Source organism: Lachnospira pectinoschiza (assembly GCF_020564355.1).
GTDB classification, from domain to species: Bacteria; Bacillota; Clostridia; order Lachnospirales; family Lachnospiraceae; genus Lachnospira; species Lachnospira intestinalis.
In genome coordinates this window covers 73222-85763 of sequence record NZ_JAJCRR010000004.1, presented here as the reverse complement: position 1 = coordinate 85763, position 12542 = coordinate 73222, and the positions used below count along the sequence as shown (strand labels likewise).

At 34.9% G+C, this 12542-nt stretch carries 12 protein-coding genes and 1 pseudogene; 1 reads left to right on the top strand and 12 read right to left on the bottom strand.

The genetic code is table 11. From position 1 onward, the window contains the following. Positions 1–108: 108 nt before the first annotated feature. From LI288_RS09195 to LI288_RS09145, 11 genes and pseudogenes are all read right to left on the bottom strand, one after another. A complete protein-coding gene (locus tag LI288_RS09195) occupies positions 109–474 on the bottom strand; it encodes a helix-turn-helix domain-containing protein (RefSeq protein ID WP_022431435.1) in 366 nt (121 codons plus the stop codon). A 221-nt stretch (positions 475–695) separates the two neighbouring features. Beyond that, positions 696–2006 carry a TRAP transporter large permease gene (locus LI288_RS09190; RefSeq protein ID WP_022431434.1) on the bottom strand — a complete coding sequence of 437 codons (1311 nt, stop codon included), beginning with the start codon at positions 2004–2006 and terminating at the stop codon, positions 696–698. Next, positions 2003–2488 carry a TRAP transporter small permease gene (locus tag LI288_RS09185; RefSeq protein WP_227090180.1) on the bottom strand — a complete coding sequence of 162 codons (486 nt, stop codon included), beginning with the start codon at positions 2486–2488 and terminating at the stop codon, positions 2003–2005. Before LI288_RS09185 ends, LI288_RS09190 begins: the two co-directional genes overlap by 4 nt. Further along, positions 2488–3516 carry a TRAP transporter substrate-binding protein gene (locus tag LI288_RS09180; RefSeq protein WP_022431432.1) on the bottom strand — a complete coding sequence of 343 codons (1029 nt, stop codon included), beginning with the start codon at positions 3514–3516 and terminating at the stop codon, positions 2488–2490. Before LI288_RS09180 ends, LI288_RS09185 begins: the two co-directional genes overlap by 1 nt. Before the next feature lie 274 nt (positions 3517–3790). After that, a complete protein-coding gene (locus LI288_RS09175) occupies positions 3791–4624 on the bottom strand; it encodes a response regulator transcription factor (protein ID WP_227090179.1) in 834 nt (277 codons plus the stop codon). 20 nt (positions 4625–4644) lie between these two features. Next, positions 4645–6126 carry a sensor histidine kinase gene (locus tag LI288_RS09170; RefSeq protein ID WP_022431430.1) on the bottom strand — a complete coding sequence of 494 codons (1482 nt, stop codon included), beginning with the start codon at positions 6124–6126 and terminating at the stop codon, positions 4645–4647. 2 nt (positions 6127–6128) lie between these two features. After that, complete coding sequence (locus tag LI288_RS09165) at positions 6129–7145, bottom strand: TRAP transporter substrate-binding protein (protein WP_022431429.1); 1017 nt, start codon at positions 7143–7145, stop codon at positions 6129–6131. A 278-nt stretch (positions 7146–7423) separates the two neighbouring features. Further along, entirely contained in the window at positions 7424–8116 is a 693-nt protein-coding gene (locus tag LI288_RS09160; protein WP_022431428.1) for an ABC transporter permease, read from the bottom strand. After that, the gene (locus tag LI288_RS09155; protein ID WP_022431427.1) at positions 8106–8954 is read right to left on the bottom strand and encodes an ABC transporter ATP-binding protein; all 849 of its coding nucleotides are present in this window, start codon (positions 8952–8954) and stop codon (positions 8106–8108) included. Before LI288_RS09155 ends, LI288_RS09160 begins: the two co-directional genes overlap by 11 nt. A 404-nt stretch (positions 8955–9358) precedes the next feature. Continuing rightward, positions 9359–9862 (bottom strand): annotated as a pseudogene (locus tag LI288_RS09150) (PhoH family protein); the annotation flags it as partial. A 27-nt stretch (positions 9863–9889) separates the two neighbouring features. Further along, positions 9890–10573 carry an HD domain-containing protein gene (locus LI288_RS09145; protein WP_334301375.1) on the bottom strand — a complete coding sequence of 228 codons (684 nt, stop codon included), beginning with the start codon at positions 10571–10573 and terminating at the stop codon, positions 9890–9892. A gap of 325 nt (positions 10574–10898) precedes the next feature. On the opposite strand from LI288_RS09145, the gene LI288_RS09140 reads away from it, so the two are divergent. After that, complete coding sequence (locus LI288_RS09140; RefSeq protein ID WP_022431424.1) at positions 10899–11348, top strand: MerR family transcriptional regulator; 450 nt, start codon at positions 10899–10901, stop codon at positions 11346–11348. Between the two features lie 43 nt (positions 11349–11391). On the opposite strand, the gene LI288_RS09135 is transcribed toward LI288_RS09140, so the two are convergent. After that, on the bottom strand, positions 11392–12459 hold the full coding sequence (locus tag LI288_RS09135) for a Fic family protein (protein WP_022431423.1): 1068 nt from the start codon (positions 12457–12459) through the stop codon (positions 11392–11394). Between the last annotated feature and the right edge of the window lie 83 nt (positions 12460–12542).

Genomic DNA, 12542 nt, shown 5'->3' with positions numbered 1-12542 from the left:
TGTTGCCCACGAATTATATACACCTTATTACGAATATAATCTGTTGTAATCAACTCTTTTGTTTTTTCCATCCTTCCTCCCAATAAATCGGTTACAAATTATGATTGACTATTTTTCCACTATACTCTCCATTTGTTCTAACTTCTTCAAAGCCTTCATATATGCCATCAGTCTTTTATACTGCGTATCATCCAGACTGTGTATCTGTTTTAAAATCTTAATATCCGACCTGGTAACTTGATAATCCATATCTGCATCTTTACATTCCGGATCAATTCCTTTTCCCGTTAAAAGTTGATCAGCGGTGATTTCTAATGCATCACATATTGAAATCAAACAATCCGCCTTAGGATTTGTTTTTTTCTTTTTCCAATCACTAATGTTGCTCGTTGCAATTCCAGTTCTTCTCGAGAGTTCCAACTGTGTTATGTTCTTCTGCTCCATTACATAAAAAATTCTTTCACTGATAATCACAATTTTTCCTCCATCAATATTTCTCATGCATCCGTATTTATAAATACCTTATCCGTTTATACGGTTATAGTATCATACAACAACTTTTCTTTCAATAAAGATTTTTATATTTCTATATTTCATAATATTCTTCGCTTTACTCTTAATCATAATATATGTACAAAAACATCCCCATTCACAGATTATATAAACTCTGTGAATGGGGATATTTTACATAAGCACTACTTTACATAACCCAATAATCCCGGAAGCCATAATGAAATAGCCGGTATATAAGTTACAAGTAAAAGGACAATAAATATTGCCGCGAAATAATAAAGCAAAGGCTTTATAACATCTTCTATCTTTGTCTTTCCGACCTTAACACCTACGAAAAGCGTTGTTCCAACCGGAGGTGTGATTGTTCCGATACATAAGTTGAATATCATCATAATACCGAAATGAATGGTATTCATACCGACTGCCTGACATATCGGAAGGAAGATCGGGGTGAATATAAGGCAGGCAGGTGTCATATCCATAAATGTTCCGACAATAAGAAGAATAACATTTATTATGAGCAGAATAACATACTTGTTACTGCTGATACCAAGCATTACTCCCGATATCGCTGCCGGTATGCCTGTAAATGCCATAACCCATGACATTATGCTTGATACACCGATAAGGAATATGATGATTCCTGTCATTTCTGCGCTGTCCATAAGAAGCTTAGGAAGTTCACTTACTTTAATAGACTTATAAAATACAAGTGAAAGTATAAGACTATATACAACTGCAACGACTGCACCCTCGGTTGCCGTGAAAATACCACCAATAATACCGCCGATAACGATAATAATCATAAGAAGACACGGCAATGCTTCAAGTATTATTTTAGTTTTTTCCTTGAGTGCATATCGTTTACTGCTTGTATATCCTCTTTTCTTTGCATATATATAGATTACTACCATACATGCAAGTCCCCAGAGAATCCCCGGAATATAACCTGCCATAAAAAGTGCGGCTATTGAAGTTCCACCGCTGACCATCGCAAATGTAATCATTACATTGCTAGGTGGTATCAGCAAGCCTGTCGGTGCTGTGGCGATATTTACGGCTGCTGAAAAATTCTTATCATACCCTTCTTCTTCTTCAACCGGTCCTATAATAGCACCCATTGCCGAAGCTGCTGCCGTACCCGAACCTGATATCGCACCAAAAAGCATATTTGCCACAACATTTGTATGTGCAAGCGAACCCGGTATTCTTCCTGTAAATATCTTTGCAAAGTTAATAAGTTTTATGGCAATTCCACCTTTATTCATGATGTTACCGGCAAGAATAAAAAATGGAATCGCTATCAGATTAAATACTGATATTCCCGAAAATATTCTCTGCGCACCGGTTACAAGTGCCGGTTCGGTTGACAATACCGGAAGGATTGCACATATTGATGAAACTGCAAGTGATATTGCAATCGGCGCTCCTGCTATAAGCATTATAACAAGAATCACTAATATAATAAGACCTGATAACCATGCTATATTCATACATTTTCTCCTTTCCTGATAAGATCTGTCACATTTAATATGCCATACACTGCAATAACAATTCCTGTTATGGGAATAACAATATATATATATCCCATTGGAATACCAAGAGATGCTGTCTTCTGAGTCATCGACAGACTTGTAATGGATATACCTCCATAGACCATTACTATCAATGCAAATGCAATTGTTATAATTTCAATTACAACATTAAGTATTGTTAAATTCTTTTCACTTAACTTATCTGCAAGAAACCCCATTCTCATATGTTCTCTTTTTCCAGACACATAGGCGGCTGCAAATAAAGACATCCACGTAAATGAATACGTCAGAAGTTCTTCCGATACAGTACTTGGACTATTGAAAATGTATCTTACAAGTATCTGGTACGTTCCAATAATAACCATAAATGCAAAAAGTACTATACATATAATTCTGATTACTTTATTCATGACATTTCTTATATTATCTAATATAGCCATTACTTTTCCTCCCCTATGCGTTTATTTACTTCCTGAATATGATTGTATATATCAACAATCGAAGGATTTTTCTGAATCATATCCTGCTGCATATTTTTAACTTTATCTTTAAAAAGTGTAATGTCCGGATATATAAATTCCACACCCATCTCGTTATGGGCTGTATTTTTAGCTTCCTCAACGCACTTGTCCCACTCTGTAAGTTCAACCTCTGTAGACTTTAAGGCTGCTTCCTTAAACACCTTTAATTCATCCTCATCAAGTCCCTGAATAAATTTCAGATTTCCAACAAGCATATCCGGTATAATCTGGTGCATATTATACGTGTAATACTTGGCAACCTCACCGTGTTTATTATTCGTTAATGCAAGCTCATTATTTTCAGCCCCATCTATTACGCCCTGCTGGATTGCTGTATATACTTCACCGAAACTCATCGGAGAAGCCGCCGCTCCAAATGCCTGCATCATGGCTACACTAGCGGGACTTTGCTGTACTCTGATCTTCATTCCCGAAAGGTCTGCCGGTGTATTTATCGCTTTTTTACCATAAAAATTTCTTGTTCCGGCATTGTACCATGTAAGGACTCTGAAACCGGAAGAATCTGTTGATTCATATACATTTTCCATATAATCCGTATCCTGCATTACTGCCTTATAGCTTTCAACTGAATCGAAAAGATATGGCATACTAAACACTTCATATACATCTGCAAATGTTTCAAGATTCGCTGTACCCGCAACTGCGAAATCAATCGCTCCTGTCTGTGTAAGCTCTATTGTTTTCTGTATCGAACCCAATAATTCGTTTGGAAAAATCTGGACTTCATATTTGTCCCCCAGTCTTTCCTCAACGTATTCTTTAAATGCAACAAGTCCCAGGTATTCCGGATGTGTTTCCGACTGTGCTATCGCTATTCTTACGATACGTTTTCCATTATTTACTGACAGATTACAGCCAAATAATCCAACGGTCATAACCATACATAACATCAGTACAGCACATCGTTTCATTATTGTTTTAATCATCTGTTTCCTCCTTTTGTTTTTGACACCTATTAAAGCCAAATTACTGAATAACCTCTGCTTTATAACCGGTTTTATTCTATATTTATATAATAAAAGCATCGTTTTGGTTTTAATACCGTAAATGTTTGTCATTGGAGGAGATTTTTTTGTCATAACATGATATATTTCACAGTTTATACGCAATTATATTGTGCAGTTTTACTATATACAAAATAAAAACAGCCCCCACCGGAAGTCCTATTTATCTAATGACATCCGGAAAGAGCTGTGCTTTTCATTCATTTTCTGTTAAATTTTCACGATACTTTGAAGGAATTTCGCCGACTAACCGTTTAAATATTTTGGCAAAATAATTGGAATCCGTGTATCCTACCATTCTGCTTATGTCTTTAATGCTATGATTGGTATTGCTAAGCAGTTCCTTTGCTTTTTTTATTCTATACTCTGTAAGATATGCCGTAAAATTCTGATTAAAATATTGTTTAAACAATTTGCTGAAATATGCATCTGAATATCCCATTTCTTCTGCGGCTTCCTGCATGGATATATCATATATATAATTATTTTCCACATACTCTTTTAAGTATTTTATTGTTGTCTGCTCATCAGAATTCCTTACATTATCTGTTCTTTTGGGTCTGTTTTCTCTGACATTATTAGCGTTGCTTCCGCATATTTCTGTTTCTTTATTCTGTTCTTTCCCAGAGATACTATTTCCATTAAAAACATTTTCTTTATCAAGCTTTTGTAATGCCGTATCCATCACTGCCAGCAAATCATTCATATCGCAGGGTTTTAACAGATAATCCAAAGCCCTGACTTTAATTGCATTTCTTGCATATTCAAAGTCATCATACGCACTCAGGAATATGATTGAACACTCATCATCCATTTTTCTTATATATTTCGCCGCCATTACACCATTCATTTCAGGCATGGATATATCCATAATAACAATATCATTTTTTTGTTCGCCGCACATGGCAACCGCTTCTCTTCCATTTACAGCGTGGTATATCTCCACTTTATCTCCATAATATCTGTCTATTTTTTTAGCCAGCGCCATACGTTCAATCTGTTCATCATCAACTAATAATACCCTATACATCCGTCTTCCCCCACCGAATATCATTTACTATAGTTATCAAAAAATATCTGTATCACTGTTCCGCGGTCTTTTACACTATAAATTTTGATACCGCTGTTATTGTACATGCCTTTTATTCTGTACGCAATATTTCCTATGCCGACTCCTACGGTTTTTCTCTTTATTCCGTTATCCGCATCACTTTTATTGTCATTTTCAGCAGTTGCAGCCGGTTTGGTATCCGGTGATAAAAATATATTATCAATATATCTTCTGATATTTTTCAATTTATCTCTTTCAATTCCAATCCCCGTATCTGCAACGGACAGCCACATTTTATCCTCTTTCTTAAAACATCTTACATAGATAAGACCACCTTTAGATGAGGAGGACAAGCCGTGTATGATTGCATTTTCAATAAGCGGCTGTAAGACAAATGCCGGTACAAGCTCATCCATACATTCTTTATCAACATCACACATATATTTTATTCTTTGCCCGAATCTCATCTGCTGTAAATACATATAATCATCCATTATTTTTACTTCCTGCTCCAACGGCATAATGGAAGTCTGCGTTTTAAGATTATATCTGAAAAGACGGCTCAACGTATTTATCATCTTTTCCGTTGTTACGGCATCTTCAATTTCTGCCGTTCCTGCAATCAGATTTAATGTATTAAAAAGAAAATGTGGATTAATCTGGTTTTTGAGCATTTCAAAACGCATATGCTCAAGCTGCTGTTCAACTTTATGTTTTTCTTTAAGCGTAACGATATAATTCTTTGTTGAATGTTTCATCTCTGTGAATTCCTTAATCAGAAGTGATATTTCATCATCACCTTTTATTATGATATCATCACCGGAATAATCATTCATGCTTATTCTTCTTGCTTCATCCGACAGCATTAAAATTGGTTTTACGATGCTCCGGCTCATAAAAAGCCTTATCCATATAAACAATACAATTACTACAAATGCAATAATAATACAGATCACCGGTATTATATAGAATAGCTTTTTCTGTCCGTTATACTGCTCATTTCCTAACGATACGGTTATGCTTTCATATTTTTTCACATAATCTTCCAAGTAATTCTGTGCTTTATAACAGTTATCTATCGCATTTCTATACTCTTTTTCACTAAGATTCGACTCTGTAATACTGCGGTATATCGTATCATAGCTGTCATATGTATTATGTATAGACTGGATAACAATATACTGCTCCTCATTCATACCATTATAATCTGCCGGGATTTTTTTCAGAATCCTTTTTGTATCATTCCTGACTTCATCAATCTGTTCAGGCAATATTGTCTGTGCATCCTCGAAATATAATTTTAATGTATTATGTTCCTTCGTTACAGCTCTATACAGTTCTATTGCTTTTTCATTATTATCCAGGGTATTGGTCAGCATGTCCATTCCTTTTACAGAAAGCAATATTCCCAGTACAAGTGCTGCTGCAATCACCGCACTGCTTATTGTATATACATATTGGAATTTTCTTTTTAAAGACATAGTCACTCCTGATTTTTTTCAATTTCTTTAATTATATCAATATAGTTTGAACAATATTTATCATATATAGGCTGCAGCTTTTCTCTTAGATTCTGCTTTTCTTCATCACTCACTTTCGTTACCGTTATATCTTTATCTTCAATCATCTTTACCGCAGCTTCCTCTGTATTCTTCCAGATATCTCTTTCATAAACAGCCGATTCTTTTGCACATTCTGATATAATTGCCTTGTCTTCATCTGATAATTTATCCCATGTATACCGAGATATTAGCTGCACTTCCGGAATTCTTGTATGCTCATCAATCAGACAGTACTTAGCCTGTTCATAATGTTTAGAATAGGTATATGTCACAAGACTGTTTTCTGCCCCATCTATTTTTCCGGTCTGAAGCCCCTTATAAACTTCTGAATAGGTCATTTTTACCGGATTCGCGCCAAGCATTTCTATCGTTTCTGACATAAGCTCTGATTCCTGTACTCTTATATTTAAACCCTGCAAATCCTGTATTGCCGTAACCGGCTTTACAGAATAAAAACTTCGTGCGCCTGCATCATACCATGATAATGCTCTTACACCAAGATTACTTTCCCGGACTGCATCTACGAACTGCATTCCCTCTTTTCCATTCAATACATCCAGCATTTCCTGTGCATCTGAATATAAAAACGGCATCTGGATTACTTTTAATGCCGGAATATCATCGGATATAGATGATATGGATACTCTCGAAAAATCAATTCCTCCAAACTTTAGCTGTTCAATAACTGACTTTTCGTCCCCCAGTTCTCCATTGCATTTTACAACAATCTTAATTCTTCCGTTCGTTCTTTCATTAACAAGGCGTGCAAATTCGTAAGCACCCTTTGTCGTCGGATAATCCTCAACCTGATTTTCCGCATAAACAAGCGTAATCTCAGGTGCTGCGATCGAATTGTGTCCTTTATAATGATTTATTAGTAATAATATAATTGATAAGATTAAAATTATTACAGCCGATGTAATTACCTTTTTTCTCATTATGACTCCATAAAGTTAATATTCTTTAAATTCAGGTATTTCGATTTACTGATTTTCAATAATCATTTTTCTACTGTCTTACGGCAGTTTTTATGATGAATGTGTTTATTTTAGTTTCTTGTTATATAGTTTGCATAGTATTCTCCTAAAAATGATATACATAGTATATACAAAAGTCAATACATATATATAATATTTCTAGTATGAATTTTTATAATTTAAGATGTATCTTATATAAACAATAAATTTAAAGATTATTGTTATCGGTTTTAATTCATCTATTCCTTTATTATCTTTACTGGATTCGCAATTGCAAATCCTATCACAATTAACACAATTGTATTTATTGACAAAATTATAATATTCTCCAAATTACAATGTGTACCATTTAAAATTTTAAAAAGTACACCACTATACAAATATTTTCCGAGGAATTCATATTTCTCATTAAACATTCCCACAATAGGCATAAAAAATATAATTAAAGTTACCGGTAAACTCACCGCTCCTACACTTACCTGATTGTCTGATATAACTCCAATAATAAAACCAATCATCATAGACAATATAAAAGCAATCATATTGACTATAACAGCTTCAAAAGTATCACTGTTTTTTGTTGCTCCGGTCTGATCAAATATAACCATTCCAAATACCAGAAACATCATTACAATAACCATTATGCCTATAATATATTCAAATGCTCTGACGCCTGACATCATCAACATCTTAAAAGTTCCTTTTTCCTTTTCCTCTGCCACGATTGATGCTATTATCTGTATTGGAACCATGATAGAATGCATTAATACAAAAGCCGAACCGTCTCCCTTAAATTCTTGTATGCCTGCAAAAGTAATGAATAAATAAATTACAGGAAAAATAAACATAATAATAAGCATTTTTTTATTTCTTAAAATATCCGTCTTTTCCTTATTAATCATTGCTCTTATGACTCTTAAACTATTTATCATTTATCTTTTCCCCCGTCAAATTAATAAATATATCCTCTAAACACGGTTCCTGCGAATGAATCGTTTCGATATCTCCGCTATGAATAAGATTTATTAACTCTGATTTTTGTTTTTCTAAATCCAGATAAATATCTTTTTCATTTTTTGTATGAATACACACGCTTCCACTTTTAAAGTACTTTCTTTTTATTGCTTCAGGTTCATTGCACTCTATAATCCCGCCTTTATTTAACAACGCAATTCTATTACACAGCTTATCCGCCTCATTCATATTATGTGTTGTGAGCAATACCGTTGTTCCCATGTGTCTTATTTCTTTTATTATCTTGTGAATCTCATCAGCAGTTACCGGATCAAGTCCACTTGTAGGTTCATCTAATACTAAAATAGCTGGCGAATGTATAATTGCCCTGGCAAGCAAAACTCTCTGCTTCATACCTGTAGAAAGCTTATTAACCGTCTTGTTAAGATGTTCCCCAAGTCCAACCTGTTTCAACACATCAACAACATATGAATCGATAACATTATATATTCTGGCAAAAAGCAAAACATTTTCATAACACGTCAACCGTTCATATAATCCCAGACCATCCATCATAATTCCAAACTTCCGGTTAAATTCCCTGTTATGAACATCCGGCTTACACCCATCAACTAATATTTCTCCATTTTGAGAATCCAGTTGTCCCGTTATCAGCTTTATTAATGTTGTCTTTCCTGCCCCAGACGGTCCTAATATGCCAAATATTTCTTTGTCTTTAATTTCCAGATTAATATTATTAAGAATACTTTTACTATTCTTTCTATAATTAAATGTCACCCTATTAATACTTATCATTTTCCCTCACTATACATGACTTATTATCCCAAAATCCAATTCCAAATGTTAATTAGCTTTTTTCCCTTTTCGTAATGTGTTTAAATACTATCATATTTTTTCACCGTCCTGCCGGATTCAACAAAAACACAGCATTCAACAATCTGGTTAAAATTACAATTAAAAAAGTTGTATTTATAGCTTATTTCCTTAAATACAACCAAACTGCAACAGTATTCATATTAGACTTCAAATCTTGTATCCTTATATTTTTACAAATTTATTTCTAATAATATTTTATCATAAAACAAATTATAACACAAATATTTTCGATTACGACCGCTTATATTTTTATGCCAATATTCCTATATTTTTTTATTTCCAACTGTTTTTCTTTAATACAGAATACTGCCCTCAGCAGACTTCTAATCCAATCTGCTGAGTGCCTCTGTTGCAAGTGCACTACGAACATATTCTTTCTCTGTAAATGTTATCTGTGCACATTTAGTACTTCCCTTCATATTATGCGCAAGATATGTAAGTCCTGAATTTGTTTTATCCAGAAACGGAACATCAATCTGATTCGTATCACCAAGAACTACTAATTTTGAACCTTGACCACACCGTGTAACAATATCCCTTATAAGGGACCTGCCTATATTCTGTGCTTCATCACATATTATAAAACTGTTTTTTATGCTCATTCCACTTATATAAGCTAATGGGAATCCCCTCAATAATCCCGTTTCCATCATATCATCTATCTGCATCTGTATCTGTGCATCCTCTTCATGATTTCCCTTCCTAAGTAAATCCTCAAGATTTGAATAAAAACAGCCCAGCAATGGTCTTGTCTTATCTTCAAGTTCTCCAGGAAGAAAGCCAAATGCTTCATCACTTGATACATTTGCACGTCCTATATATATTTTGTCATATGATGTACTACCAAATAATTATTACAACACCTTTGAACCATTTGCCATAAGCTTAAACGTTGCCCCAAGCATATCCGCTGCACCTCTGCACATCATCATTCTTCCAAGAAATATTTCAAAATACTCATACATTGAACATATCTTTGTATCAATCTGCAGATTAAGTGAAATTGTTTTCTTATCTACATTAACTTTCAATTTATGCTGAGTGACCGCATAATTAACCCTGTCATGTATATCAAATGCAGCCTTTCCCTTTTCGCTCCTTACCCTGTCACGCCTAACATCTGTCTTATCAGCAATAATAAGTGCCGCTGAAACTAAATCAACCGCACCTCCTGTCGATTCATCATGATTAGAAATTGCTGAAACAATCGTTATTCTGTCCTTAATGTTCATGTCCGTTTTTTTCAATATTCCATCAGCAAGTAACCCTCCATATTCTGCATGATGTGTCCTGTTAATTGCATTTCCGATATCATGCATATACCCTGCAATCTTTGCCAGTTCTATGTCATGCTCAGAATATCCAAATTTTTTTAGAATCATCGCCGCTGTATCAGCTACAATGGAACAGTGAATCTGTGAATGGTCAGTATATCCCAAAAGTCCCAGATTATAATTTCCCTTATTTATAAATTCATTGATTTCTTCATTATTTTTTATTTCTTCAAATGTCAAAAAACCGCCTCCCTTTACATTCATTGTAAATGGGAAACGGTCTGACCCGCTATCCTTTTTGTATGAAAAGTATGTAAAATCAACATAAAATTTTTTATGTTCCTTCTTGACGTTATCTTTTCTGCACGATATACTGTCTTTAAAGTTAAAGTAATCTTTAAGTTATTTAGACAACATTAAAATGCCTGCGGAATGGAGGTTAGTGTGAAAAATGTGCTTGATAGCATATTTTTCACACGGTGATTTGTTTCTGAGCGAAAACAAATCTCCCTGATTGCAGATGAGAAATCGCCTGCGCGAATTTCTCATCGCAACTTCACGACAAAGTCGCTCAGAAATGAGGATTATTATGATTTATACTGTTGGTGAAATGGCAAAAATGCTTGATGTTCCGGCTTCAACACTGCGCTACTACGATAAAGAGGGGCTGCTTCCCTTTGTCGAGCGCTCTCCGGGCGGAATCCGTATGTTTCAGGAATCCGACTACGGCTGGTTAAAAATCATCAGCTGTTTAAAAAAAGCCGGTATGCCTTTAAAAGATATCCGCGAGTACATCAATCTTGCCCTACAGGGCGATGAAACGATTGAACAGCGCCTTGAATTATTTTATAAGCAGCGTGAAATCCTGCGTGCGCAGATGGCAGAGCTTCAGGAAACTCTTGATACACTTGATTACAAGTGCTGGTATTATGAAACCGCCAAAGAAGCAGGTTCAACCCATGCACCCGAAACCATACCGCTTAAAAAGATTCCTGCCAAATACCGCAAAACTCGCAGACGACTTCACAATGAGGACTGAATATATTCTATAAACTTTTGAACTTAATTTTATCTGTTTGGACTTACCACGGGGATTTTGATGTCTTTACATAAAATGTATGCCTTCTTTCTCCGTGTTTTTGTATATATCCTTCTTCTGTTAATTTCTTTAGCGCATTAAATACAGAAGTTCTTCCTACTGTCGGACAGTTTGCAAGCACATCGGCTGACGTGAATTTTCCCAGTTTATTGTCTGCATATGCCTTTACAATATCATATGCAGAACTCTTTAATCCCGAATTATCCATTACACCGACTCTTTCTTCAAATTCAATATACGAAGCAAGAATCATTTTCAGATTATACTTGATAAACGGTGTTACATCATTTTCTTCTTCATGCCAACCGTAATCTATTTTCTGAAGCACATCATAATACACATCTTTTGTCTTCTCAATCTGCTTTTCAATACTAATATACTTTCCCACTTCATACCCGCATTTGTATAAAAGAAGGAGTGTCAACAGACGGCTCATTCTGCCGTTTCCGTCATTAAATGGATGAATGCACAAAAAATCACAAATAAACGCCGGAATTAAGATAAGCGGGTCGACAATTTCAAGTGCCGCTGTTTCTACAAAACTCCTGCAAATTGCCTCAACCGCACCCGGTGTTTCATAGGGTGCAAGCGGCATAAATCTTACAATCTCCGTTCCGTCCGGTCTTGTTTCCTTAATGTAATTCTGTACATTTTTAAAAGAACCTCCGTATGAAAAGCCTGCATGTTTAAGCAAATCCCTATGGAGCTGTAATATGTTATTCGGTGTAATATCAATATACTCATGACTTTCATGAATGGTATTTAAAACATCTCTGTATCCAAGAATTTCTTTCTCATCTCTGTTTTTGGGGGCAGTCTTTTCTGCCACAAGCTGTTTTATGCGCGTGCTTGTCGTTACAATGCCCTCAATTCTGTTTGATGCCTCTGTACTCTGAATTCTGGCAATCTCAATCAGTCTGCCTAACTGGGCAGGTTTTTGTCTTATAAAAAGCTCCTGTCTGCCTTTATATTCATGAATTTTAGAACAAAGAAGCAATATTTCATTATCCCAGTTTTTTTCAGCCAGTTTTTTATAATCAAAATTTCTCATTTTACCACCCATCAAGTTCAGCCTTTACTATTTAAGTTCAATTTTATCTGTTTTTGAACTTAATTTCAACATTAAAATTACCA

Bases quoted from the DNA above. Each gene is read 5' to 3' on its own strand.
- LI288_RS09190 (WP_022431434.1), bottom strand. From the start codon at position 2,006: ATGAATATAGCATGGTTATCAGGTCTTATTATATTAGTGATTCTTGTT.
- LI288_RS09185 (WP_227090180.1), bottom strand. From the start codon at position 2,488: ATGGCTATATTAGATAATATAAGAAATGTCATGAATAAAGTAATCAGA.
- LI288_RS09180 (WP_022431432.1), bottom strand. From the start codon at position 3,516: ATGATTAAAACAATAATGAAACGATGTGCTGTACTGATGTTATGTATG.
- LI288_RS09175 (WP_227090179.1), bottom strand. From the start codon at position 4,624: ATGTATAGGGTATTATTAGTTGATGATGAACAGATTGAACGTATGGCG.
- LI288_RS09170 (WP_022431430.1), bottom strand. From the start codon at position 6,126: ATGTCTTTAAAAAGAAAATTCCAATATGTATATACAATAAGCAGTGCG.
- LI288_RS09165 (WP_022431429.1), bottom strand. From the start codon at position 7,145: ATGAGAAAAAAGGTAATTACATCGGCTGTAATAATTTTAATCTTATCA.
- LI288_RS09160 (WP_022431428.1), bottom strand. From the start codon at position 8,116: ATGATAAATAGTTTAAGAGTCATAAGAGCAATGATTAATAAGGAAAAG.
- LI288_RS09155 (WP_022431427.1), bottom strand. From the start codon at position 8,954: ATGATAAGTATTAATAGGGTGACATTTAATTATAGAAAGAATAGTAAA.
- LI288_RS09145 (WP_334301375.1), bottom strand. From the start codon at position 10,573: ATGAATGTAAAGGGAGGCGGTTTTTTGACATTTGAAGAAATAAAAAAT.
- LI288_RS09140 (WP_022431424.1), top strand. From the start codon at position 10,899: ATGATTTATACTGTTGGTGAAATGGCAAAAATGCTTGATGTTCCGGCT.
- LI288_RS09135 (WP_022431423.1), bottom strand. From the start codon at position 12,459: ATGAGAAATTTTGATTATAAAAAACTGGCTGAAAAAAACTGGGATAAT.